The sequence below is a fragment of the Bradyrhizobium sp. USDA 4532 genome (genome assembly GCF_024171315.1).
Taxonomy (GTDB): domain Bacteria; phylum Pseudomonadota; class Alphaproteobacteria; order Rhizobiales; family Xanthobacteraceae; genus Bradyrhizobium; species Bradyrhizobium australafricanum.
The window spans coordinates 5,831,306-5,845,862 of sequence record NZ_JALJZN010000001.1; the positions used below are offsets into that span (position 1 = coordinate 5,831,306).

At 65.6% G+C, this 14,557-nt stretch carries 13 protein-coding genes; 5 read left to right on the top strand and 8 right to left on the bottom strand.

Annotated elements, in window-relative coordinates:
* Positions 1-4 precede the first annotated feature (4 nt).
* Positions 5-1,144 carry an aromatic acid exporter family protein gene (locus J2R76_RS26850; protein ID WP_076824532.1) on the bottom strand — a complete coding sequence of 380 codons (1,140 nt, stop codon included), beginning with the start codon at positions 1,142-1,144 and terminating at the stop codon, positions 5-7.
* Between the two features lie 162 nt (positions 1,145-1,306).
* Here J2R76_RS26850 and J2R76_RS26855 point away from each other — a divergent pair, with 162 nt between their 5' ends.
* On the top strand, positions 1,307-2,677 hold the full coding sequence (locus tag J2R76_RS26855) for an MmgE/PrpD family protein (protein ID WP_253588327.1): 1,371 nt from the start codon (positions 1,307-1,309) through the stop codon (positions 2,675-2,677).
* Between the two features lie 273 nt (positions 2,678-2,950).
* On the opposite strand, the gene J2R76_RS26860 is transcribed toward J2R76_RS26855, so the two are convergent.
* The 4 genes from J2R76_RS26860 to J2R76_RS26875 form a co-directional block, all read right to left on the bottom strand.
* Positions 2,951-3,241 carry a DUF1330 domain-containing protein gene (locus J2R76_RS26860; RefSeq protein WP_076824530.1) on the bottom strand — a complete coding sequence of 97 codons (291 nt, stop codon included), beginning with the start codon at positions 3,239-3,241 and terminating at the stop codon, positions 2,951-2,953.
* A 130-nt stretch (positions 3,242-3,371) separates the two neighbouring features.
* Positions 3,372-4,799: a serine hydrolase gene (locus J2R76_RS26865; protein ID WP_253625191.1), complete on the bottom strand. Its 1,428-nt coding sequence runs from the start codon at positions 4,797-4,799 to the stop codon at positions 3,372-3,374.
* A gap of 332 nt (positions 4,800-5,131) precedes the next feature.
* A complete protein-coding gene (locus J2R76_RS26870) occupies positions 5,132-6,205 on the bottom strand; it encodes a helix-turn-helix domain-containing protein (RefSeq protein WP_253625192.1) in 1,074 nt (357 codons plus the stop codon).
* An 86-nt stretch (positions 6,206-6,291) separates the two neighbouring features.
* Positions 6,292-6,804, bottom strand: a complete 513-nt coding sequence (locus tag J2R76_RS26875) for a GNAT family N-acetyltransferase (RefSeq protein WP_253625193.1) — start codon at positions 6,802-6,804, stop codon at positions 6,292-6,294.
* 292 nt (positions 6,805-7,096) lie between these two features.
* Between J2R76_RS26875 and J2R76_RS26880 the strand changes: the two genes are divergently transcribed.
* The 3 genes from J2R76_RS26880 (at position 7,097) to J2R76_RS26890 (ending at position 10,095) form a co-directional block, all read left to right on the top strand.
* Positions 7,097-8,014, top strand: a complete 918-nt coding sequence (locus J2R76_RS26880; protein ID WP_028335539.1) for a pirin family protein — start codon at positions 7,097-7,099, stop codon at positions 8,012-8,014.
* A gap of 99 nt (positions 8,015-8,113) precedes the next feature.
* Positions 8,114-9,028, top strand: coding sequence for a phosphoribosylaminoimidazolesuccinocarboxamide synthase (locus J2R76_RS26885; RefSeq protein WP_253625194.1), 915 nt, complete (start codon positions 8,114-8,116; stop codon positions 9,026-9,028).
* Positions 9,029-9,288: 260 nt separating this feature from the next.
* The gene (locus J2R76_RS26890; protein ID WP_253625195.1) at positions 9,289-10,095 is read left to right on the top strand and encodes a crotonase/enoyl-CoA hydratase family protein; all 807 of its coding nucleotides are present in this window, start codon (positions 9,289-9,291) and stop codon (positions 10,093-10,095) included.
* Positions 10,096-10,293: 198 nt separating this feature from the next.
* On the opposite strand, the gene J2R76_RS26895 is transcribed toward J2R76_RS26890, so the two are convergent.
* The 3 genes from J2R76_RS26895 to J2R76_RS26905 all read right to left on the bottom strand — a co-directional run bounded on the left by J2R76_RS26895 (position 10,294) and on the right by J2R76_RS26905 (position 12,924).
* Entirely contained in the window at positions 10,294-10,599 is a 306-nt protein-coding gene (locus tag J2R76_RS26895) for an FAD-dependent oxidoreductase (protein WP_253625196.1), read from the bottom strand.
* 263 nt (positions 10,600-10,862) lie between these two features.
* Entirely contained in the window at positions 10,863-12,359 is a 1,497-nt protein-coding gene (locus tag J2R76_RS26900; protein WP_057015317.1) for an NAD-dependent succinate-semialdehyde dehydrogenase, read from the bottom strand.
* A 241-nt stretch (positions 12,360-12,600) separates the two neighbouring features.
* Entirely contained in the window at positions 12,601-12,924 is a 324-nt protein-coding gene (locus J2R76_RS26905; RefSeq protein ID WP_092080983.1) for a hypothetical protein, read from the bottom strand.
* Positions 12,925-13,269: 345 nt separating this feature from the next.
* Here J2R76_RS26905 and J2R76_RS26910 point away from each other — a divergent pair, with 345 nt between their 5' ends.
* On the top strand, positions 13,270-14,463 hold the full coding sequence (locus tag J2R76_RS26910) for a serine hydrolase (RefSeq protein ID WP_038382584.1): 1,194 nt from the start codon (positions 13,270-13,272) through the stop codon (positions 14,461-14,463).
* The last annotated feature ends 94 nt before the right edge of the window (positions 14,464-14,557 follow it).

A 14,557-nucleotide genomic window follows, 5' to 3' on the forward strand; every position in this document is an offset into this window, starting at 1 on the left:
GATCTCAAGCCGCGCTCTTCTCCGGCGTGTCGGCGACGATCTTCTCGGAGGCGTCGGCGTTGGTGCACCAATTGCCGTGGCAGCGCTTGAGGTCGTTGAGATTCTGCCGCATCTGGTCGAGCGAGAAGCCGAGCGCGTAGAAGCGCTCGGCGGCATCGACCGGCAGGCCGCGGATCAGGCCATCCCTGCGCACCGCGGCGACCTCCTCGCTATAGGCGTGCAGCGCCGCATCGACCGGCGCCATGTCGGCCGGGCCGCTGCCGGCGCGCAGAGCGGTCGCGACCGCCACCATGTAAGTCACGATCGCCTTGCTGACGTCTGCCAATGGGCGCGCCAGCCTCGCCTGGATATCGGCCGGCAGCGGCACCACGCAGGCCCGCCCGATCATCACGACGTCGTGCCGCAGCCGCTGGATTGTCCGCAGCAACGGGCCGGTGTCCGGTCCCGACGACAGATGCATGGAGCGCTCGCGCTCGGCCTCGAGGCCGGTCGCGTGCAGATTGGTCACCGCGGTGCCGATGCCGTCCTGGATCCGGTGCAGCGCGTCGTTGTCGAGGCCGCGGGTCAGGCCGGCGAGCAATTCGGCGAACGCCGCCGACAGCAGTTCCAGCAGCTTCGATCCGTTGACCCTGATCTGGCTGATCGCGCGCGACGGCAGCACCAGGAACGAGATCAGAAGCCCGGTGAGCGCGCCGACCGTCACCTCGAGGACGCGGTCGATCGCGGAGTCCAGCGGGTTGGAGTGATGCATCGTCGGCAGCAGCAACACGATCACCGCCGTCACCGTCGCCGAGTTCAGGCTCGGATTGAGCGCGGCGATGAAGGCCAGCGGCACGATCGCCAGCACCAGCAGCGCCAGCAGGCTGCCCTCGCCGGAATGCGGGATCAACACCGCGATCGCGCCGCCATAGACGGCGCCGCCGATAGTGCCGAGCATGTAGTCGCGGCTGGCCTTCAGCGAGCGGCCGACGCTCATCTGGGTCACGATCAGCGAGGTCAGCACCGCCCAGAGCGGCAGCATCAGGTTGAGCGCCAGCGCGATGGTATAGGCCGCCACGCCGGCGGACGCGATCCGGACCGCCAGCGCCAGCTGCGTCTTGCGAGCCCAGAGCTGGTCGAACATGCGTTTTGCGAAGGTCCTCATGCACCGTGATCCGCAATCAAAGGAAAGGCCCGTGTTACATGACTTGAAGCTAACCGACCTGAAGCTAACCGATTTGGAGCATGGCAGCTGCCCGCGGCGGCAAGGTGGCTTGAAAGGCCTGACCTGCCCGCCTACCCTGCGCCGCAAAATTGAGGAAACACGATGGCCCACGAAACCGCAACGCTCGCCGCCTACGTCGCCGACCTGAAATATTCCGACATTCCGCCGGAGGTGCTGGAGCGCGCCAAGGTTTTGACGCTGGATTTCCTCGGCAGCACCATCCGCGCCCGGCGCGATGCGGAATCGACGCCGTCGCTGATGAAGATGCTGGAGGCGCTGGCGCTCGACGGCAAGGGCGAGGCCACCGTATTCGGCGACACCAAGACCTGGACCCCGGCGGTCGCGGCGCTGCTCAACGGCGCGCTCGGCCATTCGCTCGACTTCGACGACACCCATGCCGATTCCTCGCTGCATCCGAGCGCACCGGTGGTGCCCGCCGCGTTTGCGGTCGGCGAGATGGTCGGCGCCTCCGGCCGCGACGTGCTGACCGCGATCGTCGCCGGCTATGAAGTGTGCTGCCGGCTCGGCAACGCGCTCGACCCGACCTCGCATTACGCCCGCGGCTTCCATCCGACCGCGACCGCCGGCACCTATGGCGCTGCCGCGGCGGCGGCCAAGCTGTTCGGCCTGTCGAAGGAGCAGATCGTTTCCGCGTTCGGCGTCTCCGGCAGCCAGGCCGCGGGCTCGCTGCAATTTTTGGTCAACGGCGCCTGGAACAAGCGCTACCAGGTCGGCGCCGCCGCGATGAACGGCGTGATCGCCGCGACCCTGGCGCGCAACGACTTCATCGGCTCGAGCGAGTCGGTCGAAGGCAAGCACGGCCTTCTGGTCGGCTATACCGATGACGCTCATCCGGACAAGGCGGTGGCGGACTTGGGCCACACCTATGAGACGCTGAAGATCGGCGTGAAGCCGTATCCGAGCTGCCGCTACACCCACGCCGCGATCGACGCGCTGATCGCGATGCGGCGCGAGCACAATCTGACGCCGGACCAGATCAGGAAGGTCGAGATCGGTCTGCACCGCAACGGCATCACGCTGACCGGCGACGCCGCCACCAAGCGCCACCCGACCTCGGTGGTCGGCGGCCAGTTCTCGATGTTCTTCACCGGCGCGATCGCGCTCGACCAGGGCCATTTCGGCTGGGACGATTACGACCGGCTGGGCGACAAGGCCATCGACGCGCTCGCCGACAAGTTCGACGTGGTGCAGGACGACCGGCTCGAGGTCGGCCGCACCCATCCGTTCGGCGCCCGCGTCTCGATCACGACAGATGACGGCACCCATGAGCGCCTCTACGCCGATCCCTCCGGCGAGCCGACCTCGTTCCCCGACGCAAAGGCGATGCAGCAGAAATTCCTGACGCTGGCTCGCCCGGTGCTCGACAAGCGCGCCGACCAGCTCGCCGACGCCATCCTGACGCTGGAGCGCTTCGATCGCGTGGAGAAGGCGACGCAGCTGGGAAGGCAGTAAGCAGGCCGTCGAGGCGCAGGCTGCACGCCACGCCCACAGCTGTCGTCCTGGCGAAAGCCAGGACCGATAACCACCGCATTTGATCATGAAGGGGATCGTGGCCCCAGCGTCGCACAACAAGTCTCATTTGGGGTAATGGGTCCCGGCCTTCGCCGGGACGACGACGGCGGGGATGCGTCGTAATTCAAGAAGTCAAACAGCGCGGTGTCATCGCCCGCGTGGCGAAATGGATTCCGGGCTCATGCTTCGCATGCCCTGGAATGACGGTGCGTCCTACTCCGCTCCATCGATAATCACAAAATCCCCCTCTGAATATTTCTGCCGGATCACCTTCGCGGCCTGATATTCCGGGCAGGTGTAGCATTCCATCGCGGTGGCGCGGTCCCTGAATTCGATGACGAAGTTGCGCTGGCGCGTTGCGCCTTCCATCACCTCATAGGGGCCATTGCGCACGATGAAATTGGCGCCGTATCTGACGAATACCGGCATCGCGGCGGCGAGATATTCGGGATAGCGGGCTTCGTCGTGAACCGTGACGTGCACGATCCAATAGGCTTTCGGCATGATGGTCTCCGGCTGACGCGTGCTTCAAGAAACTGTGGCGCACCTCCTCATCGAGATGCGCCACCGCATCAGAAAATTCCGGAGGCCGAGATTCAATTCACGATCGCGCGGGTGTTATGTGACGTGGCGGTCAATTGCCGCCCGCGAGCCGCGGGCTTGCAGACGTCGCTGTGACGATGTCACGGACCAGATCGAACACACCGTCCGCCTCGGGCGGCATGTTCGGCGAGCGGCCGAGGCGGACGATGACGAGCCGCTGCGACGGCACGATGATCACATATTGCCCGATCGTGCCCTTGGCGAAGAAGGCATCGCGCGGCCAGCCGTGCTCGACACGGAAGCGAGCGCCAAAGCTGTCGCCGAGATTGGTCCAGAAGCCCGCGCCATAGCCGACCCAGGCATTCGGCGTCGGCGATGCCGAGTATTTCACCCAGCCCTCGGGCAGGATACGCTTGCCGCCGGCCACGCCGTCATTGAGATAGAGCTGACCCAAGCGCGCCCAGTCGCGCGCGCTCGCCATTATCGCGCCCGATCCTTCCGGCGTGCCCGCAGCATCGAATTGCATCACGACATTGCGCATGCCGAGCGGTCCGAACAGCTCCTCACGCGCGAAGCGCATCACATCAGCCGCATGCCCGCCGGCGGCGTTGCGGATCAGGTGCGAGAGGATCAGGTAGTTGCCGTCGTGATAGTTCCAGACCCGGCCGGGCGCGCTCTCCAGCGGAGCGCTCTCGGCGAAGGCGGCCATATCCGATTCCATGAACTTCATGCGGTTGACCGGCTCGAGCACGGATGCCAGCGACGCCTGCAGCGAACTGCCGAGTGCGAGGCCCGCGGTGTGGCGCAACAGCTCGTCGACCGTGATCGCGTGGCGCGGATCGTCAGGATTCCGCCAGGCCGCGATTGGGACCGGCTGGTCGCGCGTCAGCCTGCCCTCGCGCACGAGGATTCCGATCAGCGCCGAGATCACCGATTTGGTCGCGGAGAAACCGAGCAGCGGCGTGTCGGTGCCAACGCCGGCGGCGTAGCGCTCGGCGACGATGCGGCCGTCCTTCATCACGACGACAGCGCGGGTGCGGCGGAACGGCGGCTCGGCCGGCTCGGCAAAGGCGCGGTCGAGCGCAGCCGCAAGCTGCGGGGTTTGCGGCGGGACGAGCTCCGGACCCGCGATCTCGGGCAGCAGCGCGGCCTGCGGCCTCAAAGGCGGCAACGCAGTCTCGCCCAGCGTCTCGTCATGTTCGAGCGTGCAGTCCATGCTCTCGCGATAGACCGCATGGCTGCGGCCAAGCCCGAACAGCGTCACGGTGACGTCCTTGCGATCGAGATCGACCTCGGTGTCCATCGCCCAAGTGATCAGGCCGGCCCCCGGCATCGCGTCAGTGGTCTCGGTCAGGTTTCGCCTGGGGTCGAGCCCGCTGACGAAGGTCTCCGAGCAGATCACGTTGGCGACAAAGCCGGTCGCGACCTCAGGCACATCGCGGGCGCGGGCGGCGGACAGCGCCAACGCACCGAAGGCGGTGGTGGCGGCGAGAATGAGAAAGAGCTTTCGACGGGTCACGGGATCCTCCGGCATGGCGCAACGGGCGCGTGGCCGGATCGGGCCGCCGGGGACGGGAGAGCGCTCGCCGGATTTGGAAATCGGGCTGGTCGAGGATTGGAGGCGACTGGTCGATTCTGGAATTCTACAGCGATTACAAGGGCCTGTAATCGCGACGCCTCTTACCTCCTCCCCTTGTGGGAGAAGGTGGCGCGGACGAAGTCCGCGACGGATGAGGGGTCTCTCTCTATCCGAGGAGACAAACCCCTCAGCCGGCTTCGATGCTACCGCATCGAATCCACCTTCTCCCACAAGGGGAGAGGGTGCAGCGGTATCCGCCGCAAGCAGGACATCTACACCGCGCTTGCCTTCAGCTTCCGGTACTCCGTCGGCGTCACGCCAGTGGTCGCCTTGAAGGCGCGGTTGAAGGGGCCGAGCGACTGGAAGCCGGCGTCCATGGCGATGGTGATGACCGGGACTTCGGCCTGGGAAGGATCGGCGAGCGCCGCCTTGGCCTCCTCGATCCGGTGGTTGTTCAAGAAGACATTGAAGTTGCGGTAGCCGAGCCGCTGGTTGATCAGCCGTCGGAGACGATATTCAGGGATTTTCAACCGGGTCGCCAGCGCGCCGATGGTGACGTTGTCATGGCGGTAGATCCGCTCGTCCGCCATCAGCCGCATCAGGGCATCGACCAGCTTGCGGTCGGCCGCCTCCTCGGCCGCGGCCGGCTTCGTCGGCACGACGGCCTCCGCCGGCACCGTGAACAGGTCGGCGCCGTCGACGCGCATCATCGCCCAGGTGATTGCGGCCACGATGGCGGTGAGCACGGCCGCGTTCACCAGGTTGGCCCATTCCACGGTCACGCGGCTGCCGGCATAGGCAATCTGCAGCAGCGCGTTCATTCCGCCGTACAGCGCAGAGGCGGCGACGATGAAGACGCGGACACGTCGGCGACGCTCGACCAGATCCGCCGACCACGATCCGATGGTTTGCGACACCGCGAGCGCAACGAAGGCGAGCGTGAGCGAATTGACCATGATGATCGCGATCTGCGCGTGACCGGCGGGTGCAATCCACATGCAACTGACGAAGCTGTAGGCCACGACCGCGGCCCAGATCAGGCCGTGCCACCAGCGCAGCTGAAACGCGTCATCGAACAGCGCGCGCGTGAACAGCCAGAACACCACGATATCGCCGGTCGAGAGCGCGATCAGTGGCGCATGCCAGTCCGAGACCGGCGGCCCGGCACCGATCGACGCGGTCACCGCATGCGCGGCCGAACCGAGCGCGAAGGCGGCCGCAAGGCGCCCGGCAAGCGCCTTGCGAAAATCAGTGAGCAGCAAGGCGGCAAGCACCAGCAGCAGCGCCACGCTGGCGCTGCGCAGGCAGAGTTCAAGTGCAGGCCAATTTGAAGCAGCCGATGTCATCGCCGGACAATCGTCGGTCGGACGTGGTTTTTCAAGATGGCCGGCGCTGCCAGCGTTGACGCGACGTCACCCAGATATCGACGACATCACCCTCGAGCTCCCTCGTTCACGGCACCGAGTCGCCGCGCCACCGCCTGCGAGGCGACGTTGGCCGGATCGATGCAATGGATGATGCGGTCGACCGTGAAGTTCGCGAACACAAAGTCGATCGCGGCACGCGCCGCTTCCACCGCATAGCCCTTGCCGCGATGCTCTTTGGCGATGCCCCAGCCGACCTCGAAGCCGGGCCATTCCGGCGGATAATACGGGCCGACGCGGCCGATGTAGCGGCTGGAAGATTTCTCCTCCACCGCGAACATGCCGAAGCCGTGCAGCGCCCAGTGGCCCGAGATGACGGCGGCATTGCGCCAGCCCTTCAGCTCAGACGTGACCGGCTGGTGATCCGGCGTGATGAAGCGCGCCGTCTCGGGATCGGACAGCATCCGCGTGTTCGCAGTAATATCCGATGCGCGCCACGGCCGCAGGATGAGCCGCGCGGTCTCGATCACGGGACCGTCGACCTGCAGCAGACTTGCGCCTGGCTTGATCAGAGAAACCATGACTGCCTCCGGTTTCCAAGTTTGAACTTGCTGCCATCGAGAGCAGGTGCAAGCCACAAGTAATTCGTCGTCCCTGCGAAAGCAGGACCCATAACCACCGATGTGTGTTGCTAGCGAAAGCTGGGGCCCCAGCCTTCGCAAGACTAGCATCGGTGGTTATAGGCCCCGGCTCGCGCGGAGCCTGTCATCGGGCGGCGCTTCGCGCCAACCCGTTGGCTTGGCCGGGACGACGGATAGAGAGTATGATCACGGCAAAAGAGTATCATCGCTACACTACTGTAAGGAGTCCGACATGAGCTGGCAGCCCTCGACCGATCCCGAACTCGGCGATCCCAAGACCTGCGACGCGCTGGATCTGATCATCGTGCCGCGCACCCGCGATCTCGGCGACGGCTTTGCCGTGCGCCGCGCGCTGCCGCATGGCAAGCGGCAGATGGTCGGACCCTTCATCTTCTTCGACCATTTCGGGCCGGTGCAGTATCTCGCCGGCAAGGGCATGGACGTGCGGCCGCATCCGCACATCGGGCTCGCCACCGTCACCTATCTGTTCGACGGCAGCATCATGCACCGCGACAGCGAGGGCAACATCCAGGAGATCCAGCCCGGCGCGATGAACCTGATGACCGCGGGCCGCGGCATCGCGCATTCCGAGCGCACCCCCGACGTGCAGCGCCGCGACGGCCAGAAGATGTTGGGCCTGCAAAGCTGGATCGCGCTGCCGGCGGGCAAGGAGGAGATCGCGCCGTCGTTCCAGCATTATGGCGCCGGCGACCTGCCGATGATCTCCGAGCGCGACTTCACCGCGCGCATCATCGCGGGCTCGGCATTCGGCATCACCTCGCCGGTCAGCATGGTCTCGCCCTGGTTCTACACCGAGGTGACCGCGAAGGCCGGCACCTCGGTGCCGCTCGACCCCGACCATGAGGAGCGCGCGATCTATCTCGTCGACGGCGAGGTCGAGATCGCGGGCGACCGCCACGAGGGGCCGCGGCTCCTGATCTTCCGGCCCGGCGACCGCATCACCGTCAAGACGCTGCGGCCGACCCGAATGATGTTCCTCGGCGGCGACGCCCTGGAGGGGCCGCGCCATATCTGGTGGAATTTCGTCTCGTCATCCAAGGAGCGGATCGAGCAGGCCAAACAGGACTGGAAAACCGGCCGTTTCGCGCAGGTTCCGCACGAACACGAGTTCATTCCGCTGCCGGAGTGAGCTAATTCCTGTGATAATCTCGAACGCCCGCACGGCCGCGTGCGGGCGCTCGTCTTTGCAAGCCACCTATTTTGAAAAGCCACCTAGAAAGATCACGCCATGACCGCGATGCTATCCAGCGATTTGCCCCTGTCCCGGATCGGCCGCGGCAAGGTGCGCGATATCTACGCCGTCGGCGACGATCGTGTGCTGCTGCTGACCACCGATCGCATCTCGGCATTCGACGTGGTGATGGCGGAAACCATACCGATGAAGGGCGCGGTGCTGACCCAGATCAGCGCCTGGTGGTTCCGGCAGCTCGAGGGCTCCGTGCCGCATCACATGATCAGCGCCGATGCCGACGAGATCATCCGCGCGGTGCCTGAACTGAAGGACCATCGCGCCGACATCCTCGGCCGCGCGATGCTGTGCAAGCGCACCACGGTGTTTCCGATCGAATGCGTGATCCGCGGCTACATCTCCGGCTCGGCCTGGAAGGAATACGCGGCCGAGGGCACGCTTGCCGGCGAGAAGCTGTCGGCCGGCCTGGTCGAGAGCCAGAAGCTCGAACCCGCGATCTTCAGCCCGGCGACCAAGGCCGAGGCCGGCCATGACGAGAACATCACGGTTAAGCGGGTGCGCGAGATCGTCGGTGCCGACGTCGCCGCGACGCTGGAGAAGATGGCGCGCGACGTCTATGGCTACGGCGAGCAGACCAGCCGCGCCCGCGGCATCATCATCGCCGACACCAAGTTCGAGTTCGGCCGCGACAAGGACCGCCGCATCATCCTGATCGACGAGGTGATGACGCCGGATTCGTCGCGCTTCTGGGCGGTCGATGCCTACAAGCCCGGCCAGCCGCAGCCGAGCTTCGACAAGCAGCCACTGCGCGACTATCTTGACGTCGAGCGCCGCGCCGGCCGCTGGAACGGCGATGCGCCCGCTCCGCCGCTGCCAGCGAGCGTGGTGGATGCGACGAGCAAGCGGTATCTGGAAGCGTATCGCCGCGTGACGGGAAGCGAGCTGAAGGTTTAGCTGCACCGTCGGCGCGTTCGCTCTTTCACCGTCACCTTGAGGAGGCCGCAACGCGGCCGTCTCGAAGGGTCGACGGCCCGGCTGGTGGCCGATTCATCCTTTGAGGCTGGCTCCGCTCGCACCTCGGGATGACGGGGAATGAGCGGTGCACGCTTCGCTTTGCCCACCCTGCGGAATTGCGCTGTCTGTCGTGGGATTGCAACGAACTCACCTCTGATGCCACTCTCCGGGCACAACAAGAACAGCCCAGGGAGCGCCCCATGTCCGATGCCGATACCGTGCTCGTCGAGCGCGACGGTCCTGTCACCATCATCTCGATCAACCGTCCGCACAACCGCAACGCCGTCGATGGCGCCACCGCGCGCAAGCTGTATGACGCGTTTCTCGCCTTCGATGCGGATGCGAGCGCATCCGTCGCCGTGTTCACCGGCACCGGCGGCTATTTCTGCGCCGGCGCCGATCTGAAGGCGGTGGCGGCGGGCGATCCCGAGAAGAAGCGCGAGGTCGGCGGCCACAACACGATCGCGCCGATGGGACCGAGCCGGCTGCGGCTTTCGAAGCCGGTGGTCGCCGCGATCGAAGGCTTTGCGGTCGCCGGCGGCATGGAGCTCGCGCTGTGGGCCGACATGCGCGTCGTGGCCGAGGACGCAACCTTCGGCGTGTTCTGCCGCCGCTTCGGCGTGCCGCTGATCGATCTCGGCACCATCCGCCTGCCGCGACTGATCGGCCATTCGCAGGCGATCGACCTGATCCTCACCGGACGCCCGGTTGCCGGGCCCGAGGCGCATCGCATGGGGCTCGCGAACCGGCTGGTGCCGAAGGGCGAGACGCGCGCGTACGCCATCTCGCTCGCCAAGGACATCGCGAGATTCCCGCAGAACTGCCTGCGCGCCGACCGGCTGTCGGCGCTGCGGCAGTGGGACCTCGACGAGGAAGAGGCGATCAGAAACGAGATGCGCGGCGGGCTCGACGTGATAGCGTCAGGCGAAACGCTGTCGGGCGCGGCGCGCTTTGCCTCCGGCGTCGGCCGTCACGGCGCCTTCGGCAGTGAGGGCGGGCACGGCTAGATCACGTCTCGCTAGCCTTCTCCTTTTCCTGAAAGGGGGAAGGTCGGGATAGGGTGAGCCGCAGGCGATGCCGTATGCGGAGAGAGCTGATCCCACCCGCTTGCTCTGACGAGCAATGCGACCTCCCCTTTTCAGGGGAAGGTAATGCGGAGAGACTCCGGATTTCGCTTCGCTTCATTCGGGCTACGAAGGCGAGAACTACAGCGACCCGCGGCTTTCGCTCGCCGCAAGCTGACCCATCAGCGCCTTGTCGTCATAGCGCGCGAGCGAAAGGCTGCGGGCGAAGACTGGCACGGGCGCGCCGACCACAGCGCGGGCGCAGAGGTCGCCGGTGGCGCGGGCGCCCATCGTGCCGTAGCCCGACAGCGCGGTGGCGAGGAACACGCTTGGCGTCTTCGCCGCCCCGATCAGTGGCCAATTCTCTCTCGTCATCGGATAGTAGCCGCCGTAATGCACGCGGTCGCGCGGCAGCGCGCCGAGATAGTGCGCGAGCTTTGGCCGCAACCGGCTCGCCGCGCAGCACGACTTCGGGGAAATAGGGATTCAGTTCCGGCTCGCGAACCGGCTCGGTGATCTGTTCCGCGTTGAACGCCCAGCCGAGCTTGATCCACTCGCCGTGATCGCCGCCGTCGGGCCGGCAATGGATGCTGCCCGGCATGCCCCCCACCCCAACCGTCTCCCCGCAAGAACGGGGAGAGGGTGCGCAGCGGCAGTTGCCGTCACGATACGGCCTAATCTCGCTACACTCTCAAAGGTAATGACGGCGATCAGACGCCGGCCATCATCACGTATTTGATCTCGACATATTCCTCCATGCCGTGGCGCGAGCCTTCGCGGCCGAGGCCCGATTCCTTGACGCCGCCGAACGGCGCCACTTCGGTCGTGATCAGGCCGGAGTTGACGCCGACCATGCCCGACTCCAGCGCCTCGGCGACGCGCCAGACGCGGCCGATGTCGCGCGAATAGAAGTAGGAGGCAAGGCCGAACGGTGAGGCATTGCACATCGCGATCACGTCGGCCTCGTCCTTGAAGCGGATCACCGGCGCGAGCGGGCCGAAGGTCTCTTCGTGCGACACCAGCGCGTCCGGCCGCACATCCGACAGCACCGTGGGCTCGAAGAAGCTGCGGCCGAGCGACGAACGCTTGCCGCCGGTGACGATCTTGGCGCCGCCCTTCACCGCATCGGCAATGTGCCGTTCGACCTTCTCGATCGCTTCCATGTTGATCAGCGGCCCCTGCGTCACGCCCTGCTCCGTGCCGTCGCCGATCTTCATCTCCGCGACCTTCTTCGACAGCTTCGCGACGAACGCGTCGTAAATCTTGTCCTGGGCATAGAGACGGTTGGCGCAGACGCAGGTCTGGCCCATGTTGCGATACTTCGAGACGATGGCGCCTTCGACGGCGGCATCGATATCGGCGTCGTCGAACACCACGAACGGCGCGTTGCCGCCGAGCTCGAGGCCGAGCTTCTTCACGCCGACCGACGCCTGCCGGTACAGGATCTTGCCGACCTCGGTCGAGCCGGTGAAGCCGACGAAGCGCACCGCCGGATGCTCGCACAGCACCTTGCCGATCGGCGGCGCATCACCGGTGATGATGTTGAACACGCCCTTCGGCACGCCGGCCTTCTCGGCCAGCGCAACGAGCGCGAGCGCGGACAGCGGCGTCTCGTTGGCGGGCTTCAGCACCACGGTGCAACCGGCCGCCAGCGCCGGCGAAACTTTGCGGGTGATCATCGAGTTCGGGAAATTCCATGGGGTGATGGCGCCGCAGACACCGATCGGCTGCCGGATCGCGAGCAGACGCGCGTCCGGACGCTGGGTCGGGATCGTCTCGCCATAGACGCGACGCGCCTCTTCCGCGAAGAATTCGACATAGGCGGCGCCGATATCGACCTCGCCGAGCGCTTCCGCCAGCGGCTTGCCCTGCTCGGAGGTCAGGATCAGCGCAAGGTCCTCGCGGTTGGCGATGATCAGATCAAACCACTTGCGCAGGATGTTGGAGCGCTGTTTCGCGGTCAGCTTGGCCCAGGCCGGAAACGCGCGCTCGGCGGCCTCGACGGCCTTGGTCGCGTCATCGGCGCTCAGCTGCGGGATCTTGATCAGCTCGACGCCGGTCGCCGGATTGTTGACGGCGAATTCGGGGCTGCCGACCCAGGCGCCATCGATATAGCAGCGGTCGCGCAGCAGCGAGGGGTCCTTCAGGCGGCTCTGCAGGGAGGATGCTGCGGATTGGGTGGCGCGTGCGGCGACGGGCGGGGTCATGGCGTTACTCCTGTCATTTCTGGAATTTCTTGGGGGTGTTCGCCCCGTATATAAGCGGAAAGCCGCTGCGATGCACCGGCGCCGGGCGCGACCCTGCTTGGACGCAAACGCGGCGCGATTGTTGGAGGGTTGCCATTCCGGGGCGGCTCTAAGAGCCGAACCCGGAATCTCGAGATTCTCGGTGCGCAGTTGCGCACCTGAGGGTTCGATGCTGCGCATCGCCCCGGAATGACGGCTCTGATCAGACTGCGCCGCCAGACATATAGGTTTCCCGACGGCCGATCATGCGCTCGGCCGCGGCCTTGGCGTCCGCCTTGGTCGAGGTCGCGCAGGTCCGGTATTCGAGGTCGGCCTGCGCCCGCGCATCGCGGCGGCCGAACCAGGATTTGGCGCCGGTCTGCAGCAGCGCCAGCGCCCGCGCGACATTCTCGACGGCCTCGAAGGAGTGCAGTGCGCCGGTACCTGCGTAGCGGACTTCGTAGAGACCTGGGCTGATCGGCGCTTCGATATTCTCGCCGCGGCCCGGCCGCGGATAGCGCTTCCATTCACTCCATGTCGAAATCATTGCTGCGCCCCCGCAAGGCGGGAAATGACGAATCTTTTCGTCAAATCCGGTCCAATCCGCCGCACCGTTTGTGCAGCGATCTGAATGCGTTAATGCAAATAATCAGGTACGAAAATCATTCCTTGATCACGTTACCGTGGCCACCCGCGAAGGTCACCGGGACTTGCTCGAAGTCCCCTGCAAAATCTGCGCGCGTGGTGAACGCCTCCCGACCAAGGCCGTTCCTGGCGGCCGGCCTTCACGACATCGCGACGTCGTCGCATCGCGCCCGCCTTGCGGGAGCGGAAAAGCGGGAGGATGATCCGCCCACTTCAAAACAATAAACCCCACCGGAGGAAGCCCCCAATGCAGAGCAAGGCTCAGATCGATCAGGTATTGCGCCAGAAAAGCGAGGCAAAGGAAATTCCCGGCGTGGTCGCCATCGCGGCCACCGGCAAGGACGTGATTTATGAAGGCGCGTTCGGCAAGCGCGACCTCTCCAAGAGCGATCCCATGACGGCGGACAGCGTGTTCTGGATCGCCTCGATGACCAAGGCGGTGACTTCGGCGGGCGCGATGCAGCTCGTCGAGCAGGGCAAGCTCTCGCTCGATGAGCCGATCGGCAAGCTGTTGCCCGATCTCGCCGCGGTGCAGGTGCTCGACGGCTTCGACGCCAAGGGCGAACCGCAGCTGCGGCCGGCGAAAAAGCCGATCACGCTGCGCCAGCTCATGACCCACACCGCCGGCTTCGCCTACGACATGTGGGACGGCAACCTCGGCAAATATCTGGAAAAGACCGGCACGCCCGGCATCATCACCTGCCTGAATGCCGCGCTGAAGACGCCGATTATGACCGATCCCGGCACGCGCTGGGAATACGGCACCAATATCGACTTTGTCGGCAAGGCAGTGGAGGCCGCATCCGGCAAGAAGCTCGATGCCTATCTGCGCGACAATATGTTCGCGCCGCTCGGCATGAGCGACACCGCCTTCAAGATCTCCGACGACATGCGCAAGCGGCTGGTCGGCATGCATGCCCGCGGCGAGGACGGCACGCTGGCGGCAATCCCGTTCGAGCTCGAGCAGAATCCTGAATTCCACATGGGTGGCGGCGGCCTGTATTCGACCGCGGCCGACTACATCAAGTTCTGCCAGATGATCCTCAACAAGGGCAAAGGCAACGGCAATCAGGTGCTGAAGGCCGAGACGGTCGCGACCATGGGGCAGAATCACATCGGCGAGCTCACCGTCGGCAAGATGACGACGGCCTTGCCGATGTACACCAACGATGTCGATCTCTATCCCGACATCGTCAAGAAATGGGGCTTGAGCTTCCTCATCAACACCGCCAAGACGCCGGAAGGCCGCAGCGCCGGCAGCCTCGCCTGGGCGGGCCTTGCCAACACCTATTACTGGATCGATCCGTCGCGCGACGTCTGCGGCGTGATCCTGACCCAGCTGTTGCCGTTCGCCGACAAGCACAGCCTGGAAGCCTTCGCAGGCTTCGAGAAGGGCATCTATGCCGGGCTCGACGCCGGCAGCGGGCAAAGGGCGGCGTAAGGCTCGATGAGATAAGTCGTACCAACCGTGACGGGACTCCTCTCCCTCTCCCCGTTCTTACGGGGAGAGGGTTGGGGTGAGGGGCTGCTTCCGC

Excerpts from the sequence above, each read along its gene's own strand:
- J2R76_RS26850 (WP_076824532.1), bottom strand. The coding sequence starts at position 1,144 with ATGAGGACCTTCGCAAAACGCATGTTCGACCAGCTCTGGGCTCGCAAG.
- J2R76_RS26855 (WP_253588327.1), top strand. The coding sequence starts at position 1,307 with ATGGCCCACGAAACCGCAACGCTCGCCGCCTACGTCGCCGACCTGAAA.
- J2R76_RS26860 (WP_076824530.1), bottom strand. The coding sequence starts at position 3,241 with ATGCCGAAAGCCTATTGGATCGTGCACGTCACGGTTCACGACGAAGCC.
- J2R76_RS26870 (WP_253625192.1), bottom strand. The coding sequence starts at position 6,205 with ATGACATCGGCTGCTTCAAATTGGCCTGCACTTGAACTCTGCCTGCGC.
- J2R76_RS26875 (WP_253625193.1), bottom strand. The coding sequence starts at position 6,804 with ATGGTTTCTCTGATCAAGCCAGGCGCAAGTCTGCTGCAGGTCGACGGT.
- J2R76_RS26880 (WP_028335539.1), top strand. The coding sequence starts at position 7,097 with ATGAGCTGGCAGCCCTCGACCGATCCCGAACTCGGCGATCCCAAGACC.
- J2R76_RS26885 (WP_253625194.1), top strand. The coding sequence starts at position 8,114 with ATGACCGCGATGCTATCCAGCGATTTGCCCCTGTCCCGGATCGGCCGC.
- J2R76_RS26890 (WP_253625195.1), top strand. The coding sequence starts at position 9,289 with ATGTCCGATGCCGATACCGTGCTCGTCGAGCGCGACGGTCCTGTCACC.
- J2R76_RS26900 (WP_057015317.1), bottom strand. The coding sequence starts at position 12,359 with ATGACCCCGCCCGTCGCCGCACGCGCCACCCAATCCGCAGCATCCTCC.
- J2R76_RS26905 (WP_092080983.1), bottom strand. The coding sequence starts at position 12,924 with ATGATTTCGACATGGAGTGAATGGAAGCGCTATCCGCGGCCGGGCCGC.
- J2R76_RS26910 (WP_038382584.1), top strand. The coding sequence starts at position 13,270 with ATGCAGAGCAAGGCTCAGATCGATCAGGTATTGCGCCAGAAAAGCGAG.